20 protein-coding genes and 1 pseudogene are annotated in these 17,744 nt (G+C 63.2%); 6 read left to right on the top strand and 15 right to left on the bottom strand.

What is annotated here, in order from left to right:
- Positions 1-185 precede the first annotated feature (185 nt).
- Positions 186-482, bottom strand: a complete 297-nt coding sequence (locus NKH05_RS15035) for a hypothetical protein (protein WP_031195369.1) — start codon at positions 480-482, stop codon at positions 186-188.
- Between the two features lie 185 nt (positions 483-667).
- Here NKH05_RS15035 and NKH05_RS15030 point away from each other — a divergent pair, with 185 nt between their 5' ends.
- From NKH05_RS15030 to dinB, 3 genes are all read left to right on the top strand, one after another.
- A complete protein-coding gene (locus tag NKH05_RS15030) occupies positions 668-1,021 on the top strand; it encodes a hypothetical protein (protein WP_353025616.1) in 354 nt (117 codons plus the stop codon).
- 70 nt (positions 1,022-1,091) lie between these two features.
- The gene (locus NKH05_RS15025; RefSeq protein ID WP_353025615.1) at positions 1,092-1,550 is read left to right on the top strand and encodes a GNAT family N-acetyltransferase; all 459 of its coding nucleotides are present in this window, start codon (positions 1,092-1,094) and stop codon (positions 1,548-1,550) included.
- A 403-nt stretch (positions 1,551-1,953) separates the two neighbouring features.
- A complete protein-coding gene (gene dinB, locus NKH05_RS15020; RefSeq protein ID WP_353025614.1) occupies positions 1,954-3,195 on the top strand; it encodes a DNA polymerase IV in 1,242 nt (413 codons plus the stop codon).
- 25 nt (positions 3,196-3,220) lie between these two features.
- Here the strand turns inward: dinB and NKH05_RS15015 are convergent, their stop codons facing one another.
- From NKH05_RS15015 to NKH05_RS15005, 3 genes are all read right to left on the bottom strand, one after another.
- On the bottom strand, positions 3,221-4,741 hold the full coding sequence (locus NKH05_RS15015; RefSeq protein WP_352481713.1) for an FAD-dependent oxidoreductase: 1,521 nt from the start codon (positions 4,739-4,741) through the stop codon (positions 3,221-3,223).
- A gap of 197 nt (positions 4,742-4,938) precedes the next feature.
- Entirely contained in the window at positions 4,939-5,817 is an 879-nt protein-coding gene (locus tag NKH05_RS15010) for a DUF2182 domain-containing protein (protein WP_353025613.1), read from the bottom strand.
- An 8-nt stretch (positions 5,818-5,825) separates the two neighbouring features.
- On the bottom strand, positions 5,826-6,458 hold the full coding sequence (locus NKH05_RS15005) for a DUF1326 domain-containing protein (protein ID WP_029351172.1): 633 nt from the start codon (positions 6,456-6,458) through the stop codon (positions 5,826-5,828).
- A 539-nt stretch (positions 6,459-6,997) separates the two neighbouring features.
- Between NKH05_RS15005 and NKH05_RS15000 the strand changes: the two genes are divergently transcribed.
- Positions 6,998-8,155: a sulfite oxidase gene (locus NKH05_RS15000; protein ID WP_353025611.1), complete on the top strand. Its 1,158-nt coding sequence runs from the start codon at positions 6,998-7,000 to the stop codon at positions 8,153-8,155.
- A gap of 330 nt (positions 8,156-8,485) precedes the next feature.
- Here the strand turns inward: NKH05_RS15000 and NKH05_RS14995 are convergent, their stop codons facing one another.
- Positions 8,486-9,361 carry a sigma-70 family RNA polymerase sigma factor gene (locus tag NKH05_RS14995; protein ID WP_353025610.1) on the bottom strand — a complete coding sequence of 292 codons (876 nt, stop codon included), beginning with the start codon at positions 9,359-9,361 and terminating at the stop codon, positions 8,486-8,488.
- Between the two features lie 44 nt (positions 9,362-9,405).
- On the bottom strand, positions 9,406-9,717 hold the full coding sequence (locus tag NKH05_RS14990) for a hypothetical protein (protein WP_023722929.1): 312 nt from the start codon (positions 9,715-9,717) through the stop codon (positions 9,406-9,408).
- A 144-nt stretch (positions 9,718-9,861) separates the two neighbouring features.
- Here NKH05_RS14990 and NKH05_RS14985 point away from each other — a divergent pair, with 144 nt between their 5' ends.
- Together NKH05_RS14985 and NKH05_RS14980 are read left to right on the top strand one after the other, a co-directional pair.
- Positions 9,862-10,227 (top strand): VOC family protein, encoded by a 366-nt coding sequence (locus NKH05_RS14985; protein ID WP_352481659.1) that lies wholly within the window; start codon positions 9,862-9,864, stop codon positions 10,225-10,227.
- A gap of 231 nt (positions 10,228-10,458) precedes the next feature.
- Positions 10,459-10,683, top strand: a complete 225-nt coding sequence (locus NKH05_RS14980) for a hypothetical protein (protein WP_352640959.1) — start codon at positions 10,459-10,461, stop codon at positions 10,681-10,683.
- A gap of 23 nt (positions 10,684-10,706) precedes the next feature.
- On the opposite strand, the gene NKH05_RS14975 is transcribed toward NKH05_RS14980, so the two are convergent.
- The 9 genes and pseudogenes from NKH05_RS14975 to NKH05_RS14935 all read right to left on the bottom strand — a co-directional run bounded on the left by NKH05_RS14975 (position 10,707) and on the right by NKH05_RS14935 (position 17,604).
- Positions 10,707-11,948, bottom strand: coding sequence for an MFS transporter (locus tag NKH05_RS14975; RefSeq protein WP_352494405.1), 1,242 nt, complete (start codon positions 11,946-11,948; stop codon positions 10,707-10,709).
- The gene (locus NKH05_RS14970) at positions 11,945-13,321 is read right to left on the bottom strand and encodes an NAD(P)-binding domain-containing protein (RefSeq protein WP_353025627.1); all 1,377 of its coding nucleotides are present in this window, start codon (positions 13,319-13,321) and stop codon (positions 11,945-11,947) included. Before NKH05_RS14970 ends, NKH05_RS14975 begins: the two co-directional genes overlap by 4 nt.
- 50 nt (positions 13,322-13,371) lie before the next feature.
- Positions 13,372-13,704, bottom strand: a complete 333-nt coding sequence (locus NKH05_RS14965) for an ArsR/SmtB family transcription factor (protein ID WP_352481662.1) — start codon at positions 13,702-13,704, stop codon at positions 13,372-13,374.
- Positions 13,705-13,804: 100 nt separating this feature from the next.
- Positions 13,805-14,492: pseudogene (gene arsH / locus NKH05_RS14960) on the bottom strand (arsenical resistance protein ArsH).
- Between the two features lie 135 nt (positions 14,493-14,627).
- Positions 14,628-15,050, bottom strand: coding sequence for an arsenate reductase (glutaredoxin) (arsC, locus tag NKH05_RS14955; RefSeq protein ID WP_023722922.1), 423 nt, complete (start codon positions 15,048-15,050; stop codon positions 14,628-14,630).
- Entirely contained in the window at positions 15,047-15,733 is a 687-nt protein-coding gene (locus NKH05_RS14950; protein ID WP_023722921.1) for an aquaporin, read from the bottom strand. Before NKH05_RS14950 ends, arsC begins: the two co-directional genes overlap by 4 nt.
- Before the next feature lies 1 nt (position 15,734).
- Positions 15,735-16,241 carry an arsenate reductase ArsC gene (locus tag NKH05_RS14945; protein WP_023722920.1) on the bottom strand — a complete coding sequence of 169 codons (507 nt, stop codon included), beginning with the start codon at positions 16,239-16,241 and terminating at the stop codon, positions 15,735-15,737.
- 14 nt (positions 16,242-16,255) lie between these two features.
- Complete coding sequence (locus NKH05_RS14940; protein ID WP_023722919.1) at positions 16,256-16,588, bottom strand: ArsR/SmtB family transcription factor; 333 nt, start codon at positions 16,586-16,588, stop codon at positions 16,256-16,258.
- Positions 16,589-16,935: 347 nt separating this feature from the next.
- Positions 16,936-17,604, bottom strand: coding sequence for an NAD(P)H-dependent oxidoreductase (locus tag NKH05_RS14935; RefSeq protein ID WP_352494409.1), 669 nt, complete (start codon positions 17,602-17,604; stop codon positions 16,936-16,938).
- Positions 17,605-17,744 lie beyond the last annotated feature (140 nt).

The following is a 17,744-nucleotide window of genomic DNA, read 5'->3' as shown; positions in this document are numbered from 1 at the left end:
ATCGGTCGAGCGGCGAAGTGCCGCCCACAAGCTTGGTGCCTAGAAAAGCCTCCGCCAAGCTCAACTGGCCCGTCTGCTTCACTGCCATCGCGATTCCCTCAGACCGTCCACCTCAGAGAATCACAATCAGCGAATTACGCAACAGGCCCACAAGGGGAGAAGGGAAGAGCAGCACGCCCTCCCCCTCAAGCCCGCCTCGATTGCTCCAGCTCTCGACCGTTGAGCAGGCGCGCCTCGGCGCGGGCTCGCTGCCGGTCGTCGATGAAGGCAGCCTGGATCGAAACGGCGGCGCCCGGCAGGCCGTCGGCCCGGCAGGCCTTGCAGATCAGGCGCCCGGAAAGTGCTGATAGCGGTGTCTCCGGCCTCACCCCATGCCGCTTGAGCTCGGCCGGCTTCCACCACCTGTTGCGGCCGCAATCGATGCACTCGACGGCAATCGAGACGACATCGGCGATCGTCGCTTCCTTGCCCGCTAATGCCATGGCCATCCCCATCGTTGTTCCTGCTTTGTTCACATTATCGGTTTTCGAGGCGGAGTCGAGTCGGTTCCGCTTACACCAACGTGAAAGTTTCACTTGTTCATTTATTTGAGTTATGCTTCTATACCATGCAAGCTGGAATCGGCGCAGCCGCGGCCGCTCCGTCCACCGAATGCAAGGGAGTGACGATGGACCTCGCCCAGGCCTGCGGTTATGCCGGCGACAGCCCGGCCATGCTTGCCGCCTTCGCGGCCATCCGCCAGGACGGCATCCGCACGGCGCGCCAGGGCCATCGCCAGCGCAAGGCGGCGATCGACCGGATGAAGCCGAGCCGCGCTTTGTTCCTGGCGGCGATCCGCCCGGCGCAGTCGGCCGAGGAGGCGATCGAGGACGCCGCCCGCTTCCTGTCGATGTTCCGCAACATGCCGCACTGGCGACAGGAAAGGCGCAGCGCCGACCTCGCCCGCGCCAGGCAGCAGCGCCTCTTCGCCCGCTTCTTCCGCCGCTACGGCTATCGCCTCTGGGCGTTGGAGGCCGCCTGAAGACGCGCGCCCCCCTTGCAGTCAAAACGGATATTGCGATCGCCAACACTGCGCCGTATGTCTCCGCGCGATGAGCGAGATCGAATTCCGTCGTGCCCAGGCGCCCGACCTGCCGGCGATCGTTGCAATGCTTGCCGACGATGCGCTCGGCGCAGACCGGGAAGACCCGTCCCCGCCGCTCGCGCCATCCTATCTCGATGCCTTCAGCGCGATCGATGCCTATCCCAACCAGTTGCTGGCCGTGGCCGTCGAGGCCGGGCAATTGGTCGGAACGCTGCAACTCAGCTTCCTTCCAGGCATTTCGAGGAAAGGCGCCTGGCGCGGCCAGATCGAAGGCGTTCGCGTCGCCCGGCAATGGCGCTCTCGCGGCGTCGGCAAGCTGATGATCGAATGGGCGATTGAAGCGTGCCGTTCGCGCGGCTGCAGCCTCATTCAGCTCACCACGGACAACAGTCGACGGGAAGCGCCCACCTTCTACGAGCGCCTCGGTTTCACCGCCAGCCATCTCGGCTACAAGATGGCGCTGTAGGTCGCTGCAGCAGGCGCCGTCGGCGAAGCTGCCGATCTCCCCCCTTGCGGGGGAGATGCCCGGCAGGGCAGAGGGGGGTGCTGTCCCTCCGACCTGTCAACCAATCGGAGCCAAACCCTCAGGCTGATTCGAGTTGGCAACAACTGAAGTCGAAGTTGGCGATCCGTCCCACCCCCCTCTGTCCTGCCGGACATCTCCCCCGCAAGGGGGGAGATTGGATGTTGCTTCGACTTTCGCCAACCACCAACGCTGGAACGCAGGCAGACAGAGGGCGCCAAACTGAAACAATTGCCCTTCACCTGCCCTCCGCGCCGCTTGACAATCCGCCCACAATGTTCTCTTTATGTTCTCATCAAAACTCTAGACAAGGCGGCGTTCGAACCGCCGCGGGCGAACGGGCCGGATGGAAGCCAACATCCTTCACGCGGATCTGGATGCCTTCTATGCCTCGGTCGAACAACTGCTCGACCCGGCCTTGCGCGGCAAGCCGATTGCCGTCGGCGGCGGGGTAGTGCTCGCCGCATCCTATGAAGCCAAGGCGTTCGGCGTGCGCGGCGGCATGCCGGGACGGCGGGCGCAGGAACTCTGCCCGCAACTCATTTTCGTCGGCGGCCATTTCAAGGACTATCAGCGGCTGGGCGATGCGGCAATCAAGGTGCTGGGCGATTTCACGCCGGTGGTCGAGCGAATTTCCATCGACGAGGCCTTTGCCGACGTCGCCGGCTGCACCCACCTGTTCGGCTCGCCGGCCGAGATCGCCGGCAAGATCCGCCACCGCGTGCGGGCAGAGCTCGGCCTGCCGATCTCGGTCGGCGTAGCCCGCACCAAGCATCTGGCCAAGATCGCCTCACAGGTCGCAAAACCCGACGGGCTGGTGGTGGTCGATCCGCGCCACGAGCTGGAGTTCCTGCACCACCTGCCGGTCGAGCTGATGTGGGGTGTCGGCCCGGTCACCAGGGAGCGGCTGGCCGGCATCGGCGTCAACACCATCGGCGAGCTGGCGAAGACCAACGATGGCGCGCTGGAGCGCCTGCTCGGGCCGGCGGCGGGAGAAAAACTCAACGCGCTGGCGTGGAACCGCGATCCGCGTAAGCTGGAGACGCAGCGCCGGGCGCGCTCGGCCGGCGCGCAATCGGCGCTCGGCCGAAAACCGGCCGAGGAGCAGGTCTTCGTGCCTGCGCTGCTGCATCTGGCCGATAGGGTCGCCACAAGATTGCGGGCGAAATCCCGCCCCGGCCGCACGGTGACGGTTCGCGTCCGCTTTGCCGACCTGCGCTCGATGACGCGCTCGATCACGCTCGACCAGCCGATATCGGCAACCGCCATGCTGGCCGAGATCGCCGAGGCGCTGGTGCGCAAGGTGCTCATCGACCATCCGCACGAAAAGACAATCTCGCTGCTGGCGATCGCTGTCTCGCATCTGGAGCAGCATGCCGGCCTGCAACTGGAACTGCCGCTCGGGCTCGCCGACGACCGCTGCCGCCCCGGCACCAGGAAGGGCGCGGCGCGCTGGACCGCAGATCGCGCCGTCGACAAGATCCGCGACCGCTTCGGCTGGGAGGCGGTCGGCTACGCCTCGGTCGCGCTCGGACTGTCGCGGTCCGTTCCCGACGCGTTTCGCGAGCTCGCCGAAAAGGAATTGTGAGCTGCGCGGCCGGGGCGAAAAAAGATTATCCGGCAGGAGCCAGGGGCGATACGGCCGGCCCGTTCAAAGCCGTGCCATCGACGGCAAAATGCGAGCCGTGGCAGGGGCAGTCCCAGCAGCGTTCCAGCGAGTTCCAATGGACATGGCAGCCGACATGGGTACATGCGGCCGAGCGTTTGTAGAGCGTGCCGTCCTCGTCGCGAAAGGCCGCGACTTTGGTAAGACCTTCGCGGACGATGGCGCCCTGCCCCGGCCGCAGCTTGTCGGCGGAATCGATTTCACCAGGCGCGACATACTCGGCAAAACTCCTGATCGCTGTCGCATTCTCCGCTAGATAATCGGCGATCGCCCGTACCGTCTTGCGAGAGGGTTCGTAAAGTTCCCGCCAGGGGCTTTCCCCCTTCAGAATCAGGTCCGAAATCAACAGGCCTGCCACGACCCCATGGGTGATGCCCTGGCCGGAATCGCCGGTAGCAACGAAGACTCGCCGATCACCGGGATTGCGGCCGATGAACCCGGCATAGTCGACCGTCTCCATCACCTGCCCGGACCATCGATTGGCTTCCGCGCCGAGATCGGGCACCAATTTTTTGATCCAGGCCGCCAGGGCCGTGAAGCGGTGGTCGGCGTCGTCGGCCTGCCCTGTCTTATGGTCTTCACCACCGACGATCAGAAAGTCGGTCTTGCCTTCGCCAGGCTGCAGACGGACGTAGTGATAGGGGTCCAGCGTGTCCCAATAGAGTGCATCCGGCAAAACGTCGCGCGCGATCTCGAACGACATGGCGTAGGTCCGATACGGCGCCTGCTTGGTATGGAGCGCGACCCGATCGTTGATCGGCGAGTTGGTGGCGACAACGGCCGACCTGGCAGACACGGCAAAGCCCGAGACCGTGCTTACGCGCACGCCGCCGTCGGTCTCCTCGACCTTATCGACGATGGTCTCCGCATAAAGCGCGCCGCCGTGCGCGCGGATGCCGGCAGCCAGCCCGCGGAGATATTTGAGCGGGTGGAATGTCGCCTGATTGGCGTAGCGAAGGATCGGTGCATCCGAAAAGCCTGCAAACGGCACGCCTGCGGTTTTCTCGACGTCGACCCCGATCTTCAGAGCGGCGTCCAGTTCGCGCTCGATGACGGATTCCTTCCTGCCCGACGCCGGAAACAGAAAACCGTCGAGGCGGCGGAAATCACACGCCATACCCTCCGCCTCCAGGATCGATTGGATACGGTCAATAGCGGCCGACTGGCTTTGATAGTAAATCCGCGCCAGTTCCTCGCCGCGCAATTTGATCAGTTCCGAAAAATAGTCATCGCAGATCGATGACAGGTGCGCGGTGGTGCGGGCCGTCATGCCGCTTCCGATCCGGCCGCGATCGAGCACCGCCACCTTTTGCCCGGCGATGGCCAGTTCGTAGGCGACCGACAGTCCGACAATGCCAGATCCGACGACCACGACATCGACCTGTTCACTCCGCTCGAGCGGAACCGCATCAGGCGCGACTTCGGTTCTCGCCCAAACGGATACAGTCCTTTCGTCGCCGACATTCATGGCGGAGCCCTTCATACCCGACATTCGGATAAACGGACGCCAGGATTCAAAGTTCCTTGACGCCTGAATGCCTGCGTAAGCTTGACGTCACCGCCGGTCCGCCCCGACGCGTTGTGAGCCGGCCTGGCTGGGGCGGTGCACTTGGCGCCAGGAGCGATCGTTTCCTGCAAATGCGACATTCGAGGCGGCCCTGGTCGTCAGACCAAAAGCGTTGCGCTGCCCCAGGCGATCAGGGCGATGCCGGCCGCCCGGCCAACCCACTGGCCGACAGGAAACACCTTTTCAACCAGCACCAGAATAGCGAGCCCGGCAACCCACACCAGATTCATTATGCCACCCACGAACAACAACGCCATCAGCATCCAGCAGCATCCGACACAAAACGCCCCGTGCAGTGCGCCCAAACGCAGCGCGCCAAGCGCGTGGGGACGCCAGTGTCGGGAAAGGAATGCTGTTGGTGCCCTGCAATGCGACAGGCAGGCGTTCTTGAGCGGCGAGAGCTGATACAGGCCCGCGGCGATCAGGACGATGCCCGAAAGCCAGCGGCTCTGCGAACTCATCATCGCCGCGGTAACGACCGCCTCGCGTTCGAGCAGCCAATGCAACGCAGCTGCCGCGACGGAGAACCCCAGCCAGACCAGGAGGTAGCCTGCCATAAATACGCCGGTGGGCGCGAGCTTGTCCTGGATCTGCCCTTGTGCGAGCGCATGGCGATGCACGCGCGCATAGAGCAGGACAGTCGGCGCCGCGCTCGGAGACATCATGGCGATCATCATGACCCACCACATGGCGATCATCAGCGCCCAGTTCGCCGCCCCCCAGACCCGCGGTTCCGTCGCCGTGGCCATTGCGCTCATGTCCATGCCGGGCATGTCCATGCCAGACATATCGGAGGTCATGTCGGCGGTTTGCTGGTGGGGGAATAGCGCGACCCTCGTCATCTCCCACGCATTCATGCCGAGCCCTGCACCGGCGACGATATAAAGCCAGCCCAGCAGGCACAGCGCCGCCACGCCCGCAATCGTGATGACGCGGTCGCGTCTGAGCAGCCGTTCCAGTGGCGACCCACCGTCCATGCGGCGCGTCAGGCCCGCACCACCCCGTGATTGTTGAGATGCAGCCGGGCGAACTGGCCGTAACTGTCCTTCATATTCACCTGAACCGGCCCGCTGGTTGTGCTTGAAGCGCTGCCGATCTCGGCGACCGCATATTCGAAGCCGTTCGGCAACACGATCTGAGCGCGCGAGTCCGCGCCCGTCACCTTGTTGCGAATTGGTTCGCCGACCGTTTCGATGTAGTCCTTGACGAAGATGCGGCCCCTGCGGCCGTCGATATCGAGGTCGAGATCGATCTTGGTGAAAACCGGCTCATTCATTTTTGTCACGGTTGAGGCGTAGACGGCGAACATCGTCGCGAACGGGTCGGTGTCCTGGCCGGTCATGATGCGCAGCAGCGCTTGACGCTGCCGGTCGGTTGCATTCTCGTCGACGAAAGCGATGGCTTCGCCATTGCCTTCGTGGATCGCGCCAGGCCATTTGAAGATCGCAGCGATCCGCAGGCCGTCGAGAGCGGTTTCGCCATGATGACCTTCGTCAATCTGGATGCCCGCCACCGCATGGCAATGGCCTTTGTCGGGCAGCGCATTGAATTGACAGTTGCAGCCATATTCGCAGGTGCAATTGACGAGTTCCCGTCCCTTGATTTCCCAAGACGTCATGCTGTCCTCCCTGATGCGAAGTATTAGACCATCATCATACACCTGCGCCGGCCGTGCCGCCATCCTGTGGCGCCAAGAGTGATCGCGACAAGAGGCGGCAGGCCAATGCGGTTTCTTGTCGAATTTGGGTGAACATACCCCCGGAGATGGCGGGGCGATATCGGAACGGCAGACGTGGGTCGAAACAAGCGTTTCCGAGCGCAACCCGCCAAGGTCCGGAAATGACCCCAGAAGGGGCGTTCGGCAGCGATCCGAGCAGCAAGGATTTGGCAGGACCGGAAATCGGCATGGAATGCCGCAATCATCATCATGTCCCGTCCAAGTTGTGGACACTTCCTTCTCAAAGGCGCACTCTTGGCATGCGAAACGCGAGCCAGAGTTTCGTCCAACGCTTCACATGCCTGACTTGCGTCGGTGATTGTCTGACCTATCCGGATACTTCCGGATGGGCAGACCTCACATTGTGTCGCCTATCCGTGATCAGGCTACGGCCTAAGGCACGTTGCAGCCCGTTCCGGATCAACTGGGAGGTAAACAACATGCCTGATTTTCAGCGCAGAGAACTTCTTGTTCAAGGAAGCGCGGCTCTTGCCGCAATTGCTGCTCTCTATACCTCGCGTCGGGCTTACGCTTTTCCAACACGGCCGAGCGAGGAAGTTATTCCGTGGCTGGATCAGCCGACCAAAAATCCCGATCCGGTGGGTATCCAGAAGCAGCTTGTCTGGGAGGATTTGGATAGCTGGATAACGCCAAACGACAAGTTCTTCAGCATCTCGCATTTCAACCGACCAACGATCGACGAGAAGACATGGTCGATGGAGATCGGAGGCTTGGTCAAGAAGCCCTTGGAGTTAACGCTCGCCGACATCAGGGCGCGACCGCGGCAGGAGGTCGTTTTCACAGTGGAATGCTCGGGCAACCACGGATTTCCCTTTTTCACCGGCGGCATCGGCAATGCCCGTTGGGCAGGGACGCCGCTCGCCCCGATCCTCGAGGAAGCCGGTGTTCTGGAGAAGGGCATCGAGGTCGTCTTTTTCGGTACCGACACAGGCGAGGTCCCGATACGCGACGTCAAGATGCAGCAGAACTTCGCTCGTAGCATGTCGCTCGCCGACGCGATGAACCCCGACAATCTCCTCTGCTATGAAATGAATGGAGCCGCCTTGCCGGCGGCCAACGGCTTCCCGGTACGGCTCATTGCTCCAGGCTGGTACGGGATCGCCAACGTCAAGTGGCTAAAGCGCATCGAGGTTCGCGATACGCGGTTCATGAGCCTTCTGATGGCCCGTGACTATGTCACCATCCGGGAAGAGGACCACAACGGCGAGACCGTATGGGCCGAGACTTCAGTTGGGCGAGCGCTGATAAAGTCCGCGCCTGCGAAGGTTACCCGGAAAGACTCGGATTACCGCATCGTTGGGGCAGCCTGGGGGGCGCCGATCGACCGGGTCGAAGTGCAAATCGATCAGGGGCCTTGGGCACCAGCGACCATTGACCACAGTGAGGAGGCAGAACACGCCTGGAAAATTTGGTCCCTGGATTGGGCAAATCCCTCTTCTGGAGAACACACGGTGACCTCGCGCGCGGTCAGCACCACGGGACAAATTCAACCGGCGATGGACGATCCCTTGATTGCCAAGAAACACACATACTGGGAAAGCAATGGCCAGGTGACGCGCCGCGTGCGTATCGGCTAGCGAATTTTGCAGCCAAATAGATGCGGCAAAACAGATAGTTAGAGCGAGTTACCGGTTCCAGGAGAACCGGAACCGCTCTAAGAACTTGCTGCCAGGTGGCAATTGCGTTTGGGTCACCCAGGAGGAGGCTGCCTGATCCGAAAGCTGGCGCCGCTCTGTATCGAGCATGACGGGTGTGGGCCGTAGATCCTCTTCGCGACGATACCGCTCCCGAAATCGGAAGCGAGCCCCTCAGCTTGGGGATTGAGGCGATCGCAGACTGGTCCGGTAAGCGCAACCTTGGCCCTGTCGCCTCCGCGCGCCATTTCCGCACCATTTCCAGCGCTCGCCTCACCTCTCCACGGCCCTGATTTCCGCATCGACCAGGCACCACGGTGCATAGCGGAAGTCGCGGATCTGGATGATTTCATCGCCCGCCCATTCAACCAGCACGAAGCCGCGCACGGTGCCGTCGGCCGCCTGCGGGTCGCGGATAAGGATCGCCGGCCTGCCGTCGACGAAGCCGAGTGACAATGCCCAGTCGCTGATACGGTCGTAATTGCCGAAATAGGTCGACGCCTGGGCCTTGCCGCGCAGGCGGACGCGGTTGACGACTTCGAGCCGGACGTCCTCTGCGATCAGTGCCTTGACCGCGTCGAAGTCGCGCGCGTTGAACAGGTCGACATAGCGCCGCAGCCGGCGCTCGTCATCGGCGTCGAGCCTCGGCGCGAGCGCCTGCTCGGGCTGCAGCGCCAGCAGCTTGAGCTGCGCCCGCCCGCGATGCAGCGCGGCCTTGGTGGCGGCGAGCGTCGCGCCGGTCACTTCGCAGGTCTCGTGCAGGCTGAGGCCGAGCACGTCGACCAGGATCACGGCACTGCGCTGCGGCACCGAAAGCTGCATGAAGGCGCGCAGGCCGGTCTGGGCGGCGAGCCGGCTGTCGGCGCTGCCGGAGGGATCCTCGATGACGCTCATGTCGGCCTCGGTCATGCGCGACCTTTCCCGATTGCGCCGCCGCAGATGATCCTGCGCGGCATTGTGGGCGATGCGAAACAGCCATTGCTCCGGCCGCTCGACCATCGCACCGCCGTCGATCGCCTGCAGCGCGTTGATCAGCACCTCCTGAACGATGTCCTCGCCGTCGATCACCGAGCCGGCCATGCGCGCGCAGTAGCGATGCAGCCTTGGCCGCAACCCGACGAGCATCGCCTCCAACGTCGCCCTGTTCATTTTCGGCGTAGCATCCCGTTTCTGCGCGAGCGGCATGGCAGGCGCTACCCGGCTTCCTGATCCGCCAGCATACGGTAATTGCCGATGACTTTGACAGGCGATCGCATTGCCGGGGTCGAACGGCGTTCGGCGTGGTTTTCCGCAAATGCCTTGAAGGCGGCAAGCCCGGTCAGCGCCGACGAATCGCCGTTCTGGCCGACGATGTGGACGAACGAGCCGTCGTCCAGCTCGAGCACGAGATAGCGCACCGTCGGCGGTGCCGCCTCGCCCAGCGCTTCGAACACTTTTTCGACCAGCGCGCGGTTATCTTCCAGGTCGGCTTGGTTCACACCGTATCGAATGAGCGCGTAGTCCATTGTCGTCTCCTGACTGGTTGGTATGAACGAAGGACGACCGGCTGCGCTGAAAAGATTCTCCTTGTGGAAGAATCTTTTCGGTTGCCCGCATCGTCTTTCCCGCGTGGGCGGCTGCGCGGCAGCCATCAAGCAGGAGAGACGACCATGCATATCCAGTTTGCCGAGCTTCCGGTGTTCGACCAGGACCGCGCCAAGGCGTTCTACACCAGGCATCTCGCCTGTCAGGTGCTGGCCGACCAGAAGATGGGCGATGGCGGCTGGCGCTGGATCGAGCTGGCATTTCCGCATGCCGTGACGAACCTGCATTTCATCAGGCGCGCCGACGACGCCCCCGGCGCGGAGCCCGTATTGGTGCTGGTCGACGAAAATGTCGGAGCAATGAGCGCGGCGTTGAAGGCGGGCGGCGTCGAAATCATCACCGAACCGCATGATGCGCCGTGGCAGCCGGGGCGCACGGTGGCGGAGTTTCGCGACAGCGAAGGCAACCGCATGGTCCTCGCCAGCCGATAAGCCACCGGAGCCCTCTGTCCGGCGGGGCATCGTACCTAAGTCCTACCTCCGGCCGGACCATCGGCCGTGCTTCCTTCGTATTATTATTTCGTGACCGCTGCGCACCGGAACCTTCCCTTGCATCGGGCGTTCGGGCGCTGTATTCGCGCTGCCTCATATTTAGGCAGGCGGAGGAAATGCGAATAAGGGCGGGTGGCAAAACAAACATGGGCCGGGGAGGAGCATCTTACCATGTCGAACCGTAAAATCGGAATGTCCCACAGTTTGGGGCTGCGCGTCGCTGACCTCAAATCCAGAATGCAAACTGCCCAGATTACCGAGCACGAAATCAAGACGTTTCAAAAGGTTGCCGCCATCATGGGCGGCGCCGAAGGCTCATTGCGCCTCGACTCGGACGATCTGATCGCCGCGTCCTTCCTTGTCGATCCCTTGGAAGATCTCCCGCTCTCCAGTTGAGGCGCTGAACGCGGGTCGAAATCCTATCGGGTTTGAACCTGCGATTGCCGCCAGCGGAGCATCCGCCAGCCCAGGCCGCATGCGAGGATGACGTTGGCCAGCGCCAGACCAGAAAGCGCGGCCAACGTCCCATGCGGGCCGAAGCGCTCCAGCAGCAATGCGCCGGCCGAGGGTGCCGCCGCCTGGGCGATCAGGCTCGGCATGGCGAGGCGGCCCATCAGCTTCGCGTAGCCGTTCGAGCCGAACAGCGCGAGCGGCAACGTCCCCCGCGCGATGGATTCCAGGCCGATGCCCGCGCCATAGAAGCCGAGCGCCAGCGGGATGATTGGCATGCCGGCCCAGAGCGCCGAAACGCCGATCGCCACAAACGTAACCGAGGCGAACTTGGTCAGGATCGGATGGTGGTAGCGCGCGATGGTCATCTCGATCGCGCGCGCCGCCACCTGGGACGGGCCGACCAGCGCGCCGAGCCCGACGGCCGCGGCCAGCGCCATGCCGCTGCCTTGCAGGATGGTGAGCAGATGCACCGACACCGTCGAGGAGATCACCGCCGCAAGCGTAAGGGTGGCGGCCAACACGATCATGATCGATGGATCGGGATTGCCTTCGCCGGCCGGCGTCACCTCTTTCAATCCTGGCCCGACCGGCAATCCTGGCCCGACTGCCGGTTGCGGCGCCTCGCGGGGCAGGATCACGAGATAGAGCGGAAGCGCAATCACCAGCTGAAAGACAGCGTAGGCCAGGCAGGTGCCGCGCCAGCCGACCTCCCCAAGAAGCCAGGCCGAAATCGGCCAGCAGATCGTACTGGCAAAACCGCCGAACAGCGTCAGCGTGGTAATGGCGGAGCGCGCGCCGTGGCCGTAGTGGCGCCCAAGCGTCGCGAAAGCGGCATCGTAGAGCCCAGCCCCCATGCCCAGTCCGATGACCAGCCAGGCTGCGATATAGGCCGCAAGATTAGGGGCTAGAGCCAGCCCGATCTGGCCGAGCCCGATGCATGCGGCGCTGAACACCAGAACGTTGCGGCCGCCATGCCGCTCGATCGACGACCCGACGCGCGGCGAGATCAATCCTGCCGTGAGCAAGCCGAGGGACAGGCCGCCGACAACCCATGCCAGCGGCCAGCCGGTATCGGAGGAGACCGCCGGCGCGATGACCGCGGGAAGATAGTAGGAAGACCCCCACGCCATGATCTGCGTCAGGCCAAGCGCGGTGATGATCGCGCCGCGGCTGCGCAAGATGGTGGGCGAAGGCGCCAGAAGGCTCATGCCGCGACGCTGCAGCCGCAGCCGCTTTTGCCGACCGCCTTCGCCTCGGCGTCGGCGACACAGCAGGCGCCCGAAGCCGCCGGCGCCGGACCGCCGCAGCAACCCTTGTCGACAATGCCGATCCTCGGCACGGTGCAGACGCCGGTCTCGGGCAGCACGAGCTGGACATTGTCGGCCGCAACCATGTCGCCGGCAATCGCCGCGGCGACGGAGCGCACCTGCTCATACCCGGTCAGCAGCAGGAAGGTCGGCGCGCGGCCATAGCTCTTGATGCCGACTGTGTAGAACCCATGCTCGGGATGGCTGAGCTCGCGGTGACCGTGCGGCGGCACGTCGCCGCAGGAATGTTCGTTGGGATCGATCAGCGGTCCCAGCGCCTTGACGCTTTCCAGCCACGGATCGAGTTCGAGCCGAAGCTCGCGCGTCAGCGACAGATCGGGGCGCTGTCCGGTCGCGGCGATGATGCGGTCGACCGGGCCAATCCGCTGCAAGCCGTCCTTGGTCTGGCCTTCGACGACCAGCCGGCCGTCGGCATCGCGGATCGAAACGGCTGCAAAGCCCGTCACCAGTCTGACGCCGCGGCTCTCGGCGAGTTCGCGCACTTCGGCGCCGAGTTCGCCGCGTGCCGGCAATTGGTCGGCATCGCCGCCGCCATAGATGCGCACCAGGTCGGTGCCGCGCGTTGTCCAGATGAAGGCCGTGCCGGGCTCCATATCCGCCAGCCTGGCGAGATCCAGCAAGGCATTCGCGGCCGAATGGCCGGAGCCGGCGACCAGCGTCGTCTTGCCGGCATAAAGGCTGCGGTCGCGGCCGAGGATGTCGGGAATGCCGTAGGCGATGCGGTCGGCAAATTGCGCTTCGCCTACGGCATGAATTCCGCCGGCGCCGAGCGGGTTCGGCATTTGCCAGGTTCCCGACGCATCGATGACGGCGCGGGCGCTGTCGCGCCGCGTGCCACTGGCGGTTTCGACCACCAGCATGAACGGCCGGTTTTCGCGTTCCTTGCTCAGCACCTTGTCGGCGCCCCAGCGCGAAATGCCGACGACGCGGGCGCCGGTTTCGACCGACGGTGACAATTGCGGAAGCTTTGCAAGCGGCTCGAGATAGTCCGCGACGAGATCGTTTGCCGTCGGGAATGCCTCGGGCTCCGGTATCCGCCAGCCATGCACCTCGAGCAGGTTTCTAGCCGCCTGATCGACGCAATAGCGCCAAGGCGTGAACACCCGGACATGGCCCCAATCCCTGAGATTGGATGCAACCGCATTGCCGGCTTCGTAGACTTTGACAGGAATACCTTGCGCGATGAGGTGGACCGCTGCCGCCAGGCCGACCGGCCCGGCGCCGATCACCGCAACGGGAAGCCTTTCGATCATATCCATATCTTCCATCCTTCCGGTAGTTTCGAATTACAATGCCAAAAAAATTACGCCGCCGTCTTGGCCGTCGCTTTCACCGATGCCGGCGCACAGGTGGCGTCGGCGCAGCATTCGTCCGCGAGGTATCCGATGAGCCCGTTCATGGCGGAATAGTTGGCCCGGCAGATCAGCGTCGTCGCCTGCCGCTCCTGCGTCACCAAGCCGGTGTCGACCAGCCGCTTGAGGTGATGCGACAGCGTCGAGGCGGCGATGCCGAGCCTGTCCTGGATGCGCCCGACCGGCAGCCCTTCATCGCCCGCCCGCACCAGGGTGCGGTAGAGCTGCAACCGCGTCGGGTTGCCGAGGGCTTCAAGTTGCGCAGCTGCTTTTTCGAGTTTCATGGAAATACCATACTTCCAAGAAGACAGGGCGTCAACGTTTATTTCGAACATTATCGAATAACCGGGCAATCGCCGTCCCCCTTTGCGCCAATCGTCTGCCTCAAATCGACCGCTGGTTTACCCGTCTGGCAAGCTCTTCCGCGCTTTCGACGCGTTCGGAATAGCGGTTGGTGAGATAGGCGGACCGATTCGCGCAGAAGAAGCGTGAATTTCATCAGCTCCTCCATCACGTCGACTATGCGGTTGTAGTAGGGCGAGGGCTTCATGCGCCCGGCCGCATCGAATTCGTTGAATGCCTTTGCCACCGACGATTGGTTCGGGATCGTAAACATACGCATCCAGCGGCCCAGGATACGCAGTTGGTTGACGGCATTGAAGCTTTGTGAGCCGCCGGAAACCTGCATGACGGCAAGCGTCCGGCCCTGGGTGGGCCGCACCGAACCCAACGACAATGGCAGCCAGTCGATTTGCGATTTCATGATGCCGGTCATCGAACCGTGACGTTCAGGCGAACACCAGACCTGGCCTTCGGACCAAAGCGACAGCTCACGCAGCTCTTTCACCTTGGGGTGATCGGCGGGCGTCGAATCCGGCAGCGGCAAACCGGCAGGGTTGAAGATGCGGACTTCAGCGCCAAGCCAGGTCAAGATACGTGCGGCTTCCTCAGTGGCCATGCGGGAATAGGAACGCTCCCGCAAGGAGCCGTAGAGCATCAAGATCCGAGGCTTATGGACCGACGCGGCCACATCGAACAGCGCAGATGCATCGATTGCCGGGAGTTGCTCCATATCTATGTTTGGCAGGGACCCTGCGTGATCGACTGGTTTCATGGCTTCAAAACTTCCTTATTTCGAGTTTCATCGAAATAGGTAGGCGCGATCCGTCGTGGCGTCAAAGCAAATTTCGAGAAATGTCGAAATACTCTAGGCGACGCGCTTGCCGCTGGCGTCGACGACGACCTCGCCGTCCTCCTTGGTGAAGGGGCCGATATCCGGATTGGGCAGGATATCGAGCACCGCTTCGGAGGGTCGGGCGAGCATGGTGCCGAGCGGCGTCACCACGATCGGCCGGTTGATCAGGATCGGATGCGCCAGCATAAAATCGAGGATCTCGTCGTCGCTCCACTTCGGGTCGCCCAGGCCAAGTTCGGCATAGGGCGTGCCCTTCTGGCGCAGCAATTGGCGCGGCGTCATGCCCATTGCGGCGATCAGCTCGACGAGCTTTTCGCGCGACGGCGGGGTTTTCAGATATTCGATCACCTTCGGCTCCTCGCCGGACTGCCTGACGATGGCCAGCGTGTTGCGCGAGGTGCCGCAATCGGGGTTGTGGTAGATGGTGACGGTCATTGCGCAGCTTTCATCTGTCCGACTGGTTTCGGTTGGGCGAGCAGCCACCCTGCCAATCCCATGGCGAGCAACGCGCCCAAAAGTTCGGCGGCGATGAAGCCCGGCAGATCGGCGGGGCGGATGCCGGCAAAAGTGTTGGAGAACGCTCGGGCGATGGCGACGGCCGGATTGGCAAAGGATGTCGACGCGGTGAACCAATAGGCGGCGGTGATATAGAGCCCAACCAGCCAAGGGATAGAATCCGGGCGGGAACGCAGGCCGGCAAGGATGGTGAAGACCAGCCCGAAGGCGGCGACCAGCTCCGCAATCCATTGGCCGCCTCCGGTCCGCACCGTCGCCGACACTTCCAGGATCGGCAATTCGAACATTGCATGCGCCAGGAACGTTCCAGCGATGCCGCCGGCAATCTGGGCGGCGACGTAGGCCAGCGCTGCGTTCGTTTCGATTTCACGCCGAAGCGCGAACACCAGCGTCACCGCCGGGTTGAAGTGCGCTCCGGAGATCGGCCCGAATATGGCGATGAGCACGACCAGGATCGCCCCGGTCGGCAAGGTGTTGCCGAGCAGCGAGACGGCGACATCGTTGCTCAGCCTGTCAGCCATGATGCCGGAACCGACCACGGTGGCGACCAGCAGAGCCGTGCCGAGGGCCTCGGCAACAAGGCGCCGGGAAAGCTGAACCACCTCAGCCGGCCTTCGGCAGATTGCGGCCGATCTCGTCGAGGCGCTTCTGCAGCGCAAGTCTGTCGACCGCATTGATCGGCAGGCTGACAAAGATCGAAATTCGGTTGTTGAGCATGCGGTAGGCTTCGGCGAAGGCGAGATGCTTTTCCGCCTCGGTGCCTTCGACGGCTGCAGGATCAGGTACGCCCCAATGCGCCGTCATCGGTTGCCCGGGCCAGACCGGACATGATTCGTTGGCGGCATTGTCGCAGACCGTGAAGACGAAATTCATCTCTGGGGCACCCCGCTCCGCAAACTCTTGCCAGTCTTTCGAACGGGCGAACGACGTGTCGTAGTTGAGGCTTTTCAAAAGCTGAAGGGCGTAAGGATGAACCTCTCCCTTCGGATGCGATCCAGCCGAATAGGCCTTGAACTTGCCTGCGCCGACGCGGTTCAGGATCGCCTCGGCGAGAATCGACCTTGCCGAATTGCCGGTGCAGAGAAAAAGAACATTGTATGGCTCGCTCATCGCGCACCTCCCTTCTAGCAGTTGCAGGTCACAGCCTGGATCACAGGCTGGCAAAGTTCCGGCGCGCCATTGCAGCAGTCCTCCATCAGGTAGGCCAGCAGATCGCGAAAGCCGGCCATATCGGCGAAATAGCGCACGCTGCGGCCCTCCCGTTCGGTCCGCACCAGGCCGGCATGCGACAGGATCTTGAGATGGGCCGACATCGTATTCGGGAACGCGGCGAGCCGCGAAGCGATCTCGCCCGCCGGCACGCCGTCGGCTCCAGCCCGCACCAAAAGGCGAAAAACGTCCAGCCGGGTTTCCTGGCCGAGCGCGGCAAGCGCCGAAAGGGCGAGTGTCTTGTCCATAATTCCAGGATTCCAGAAATGGCGAAGAGAGTCAACGCGCCTCTGCCAGCGACCCAAGGCAATCTCTCAGTTTTGAATTCGCCCTCTAAGCGTTTGCGTTGCCCCTCACCTGCCTGCCGGCATCCTCTCCCCGTATAGTGACGGGGAGAGGGGCCTCGTCATCGGTGATTTCGCCAAACATCGGCGGTGCAGAAACGACGCCAACGCTGCGGCCAGCCCCTTCTCCCCGTCACTATACGGGGAGAAGTGCCCGGCAGGGCGATGAGGGGCGGCGCCGACTTGTACAACTGATCGTATCCGACACATCGAAGCGATGCCAGCAGCCCTCGGCGGCTCGCTCGACCAAATCAGCCAGGCACCGTGGCGGCAATGGCATCAGCGCGGCCAAGACCGGCAACCGCTTTCCTGACCCGCTGCAGATGCGCCTGGCGTCCGGCGGCCGAGACGCTGTCCATCCGGTAGAGCGCCAGGAATTTGGTCCGGCACAGCGGATGGCAGACGGAGCGGAAGCCGCGCAGCAGGGTTCGCCGGCCGGGCTGTCCCATGATCCACGACATCAGCGGCGTGGCACCGCATGTGGTCATCGCCACCACCCGGCGTATGTGCCGCAATTTGGGCCGCGGACCGCGTCGTGCGGTCGGCATCTCGAAAGCGAAGCCCGGCACCAGCACACGCTCCAGCCAGCCTTTCAGCATCGCCGGCACGCCATACCACCAGGTCGGGTAAATGAAGACGACCGCCTCGGCCCAGATCAGCTCCTGCGCATGTTCGTGCACCGGTTGCAGGTTCGCCGCCTTGTCGTGGTAACCGCGCCATTCCTGCGTGCGCATGACTGGATCGAAGCCGGTCGCATGGAGATCGAGCAGGTGGACCTGATGCCCCCTTTCGGCAAGCGTCTCCAGCACCGTATCGCGCACGGCGCCGTTGAAGCTGTCGGTGCAGGGATGGCAATAGACGACGAGGACCTTCATCTTGCGCTCAGCCCGGTCGGTCGCCAGAGGATCGCGGTGCTGCATGCAAGCGCGTCGCATGCAAACAAGCCACCCGCAGACATAGTCGATCAGCTGTTTTCATGCGAAGCCCCGCAGCCCCATATCAAGACGCAACACCTCCAGTCGCGTCAAGCCCCGCTCGTTCGCTCAAGGAAAATTGCGCA

This window comes from Mesorhizobium sp. M1399 (assembly GCF_040317735.1).
Taxonomy (GTDB): domain Bacteria; phylum Pseudomonadota; class Alphaproteobacteria; order Rhizobiales; family Rhizobiaceae; genus Mesorhizobium.
Note: the sequence above shows the minus strand (reverse complement) of the source record. Positions and strands in the feature narration are given on the sequence as shown.

What these genes read in the sequence shown, in the direction of transcription:
- NKH05_RS14980 (WP_352640959.1), top strand. Translation starts at nt 10,459, where the DNA reads ATGTCGAACCGTAAAATCGGAATGTCCCACAGTTTGGGGCTGCGCGTC.
- NKH05_RS14985 (WP_352481659.1), top strand. Translation starts at nt 9,862, where the DNA reads ATGCATATCCAGTTTGCCGAGCTTCCGGTGTTCGACCAGGACCGCGCC.
- NKH05_RS15000 (WP_353025611.1), top strand. Translation starts at nt 6,998, where the DNA reads ATGCCTGATTTTCAGCGCAGAGAACTTCTTGTTCAAGGAAGCGCGGCT.
- NKH05_RS14970 (WP_353025627.1), bottom strand. Translation starts at nt 13,321, where the DNA reads ATGATCGAAAGGCTTCCCGTTGCGGTGATCGGCGCCGGGCCGGTCGGC.
- NKH05_RS14945 (WP_023722920.1), bottom strand. Translation starts at nt 16,241, where the DNA reads ATGAGCGAGCCATACAATGTTCTTTTTCTCTGCACCGGCAATTCGGCA.
- NKH05_RS15035 (WP_031195369.1), bottom strand. Translation starts at nt 482, where the DNA reads ATGGCATTAGCGGGCAAGGAAGCGACGATCGCCGATGTCGTCTCGATT.
- NKH05_RS14975 (WP_352494405.1), bottom strand. Translation starts at nt 11,948, where the DNA reads ATGAGCCTTCTGGCGCCTTCGCCCACCATCTTGCGCAGCCGCGGCGCG.
- dinB (WP_353025614.1), top strand. Translation starts at nt 1,954, where the DNA reads ATGGAAGCCAACATCCTTCACGCGGATCTGGATGCCTTCTATGCCTCG.
- NKH05_RS15025 (WP_353025615.1), top strand. Translation starts at nt 1,092, where the DNA reads ATGAGCGAGATCGAATTCCGTCGTGCCCAGGCGCCCGACCTGCCGGCG.
- NKH05_RS15005 (WP_029351172.1), bottom strand. Translation starts at nt 6,458, where the DNA reads ATGACGTCTTGGGAAATCAAGGGACGGGAACTCGTCAATTGCACCTGC.
- NKH05_RS14995 (WP_353025610.1), bottom strand. Translation starts at nt 9,361, where the DNA reads ATGAACAGGGCGACGTTGGAGGCGATGCTCGTCGGGTTGCGGCCAAGG.
- NKH05_RS14990 (WP_023722929.1), bottom strand. Translation starts at nt 9,717, where the DNA reads ATGGACTACGCGCTCATTCGATACGGTGTGAACCAAGCCGACCTGGAA.
- NKH05_RS15010 (WP_353025613.1), bottom strand. Translation starts at nt 5,817, where the DNA reads ATGGACGGTGGGTCGCCACTGGAACGGCTGCTCAGACGCGACCGCGTC.
- NKH05_RS14940 (WP_023722919.1), bottom strand. Translation starts at nt 16,588, where the DNA reads ATGGACAAGACACTCGCCCTTTCGGCGCTTGCCGCGCTCGGCCAGGAA.
- NKH05_RS15015 (WP_352481713.1), bottom strand. Translation starts at nt 4,741, where the DNA reads ATGAATGTCGGCGACGAAAGGACTGTATCCGTTTGGGCGAGAACCGAA.
- NKH05_RS14965 (WP_352481662.1), bottom strand. Translation starts at nt 13,704, where the DNA reads ATGAAACTCGAAAAAGCAGCTGCGCAACTTGAAGCCCTCGGCAACCCG.
- arsC (WP_023722922.1), bottom strand. Translation starts at nt 15,050, where the DNA reads ATGACCGTCACCATCTACCACAACCCCGATTGCGGCACCTCGCGCAAC.
- NKH05_RS15030 (WP_353025616.1), top strand. Translation starts at nt 668, where the DNA reads ATGGACCTCGCCCAGGCCTGCGGTTATGCCGGCGACAGCCCGGCCATG.
- NKH05_RS14935 (WP_352494409.1), bottom strand. Translation starts at nt 17,604, where the DNA reads ATGCAGCACCGCGATCCTCTGGCGACCGACCGGGCTGAGCGCAAGATG.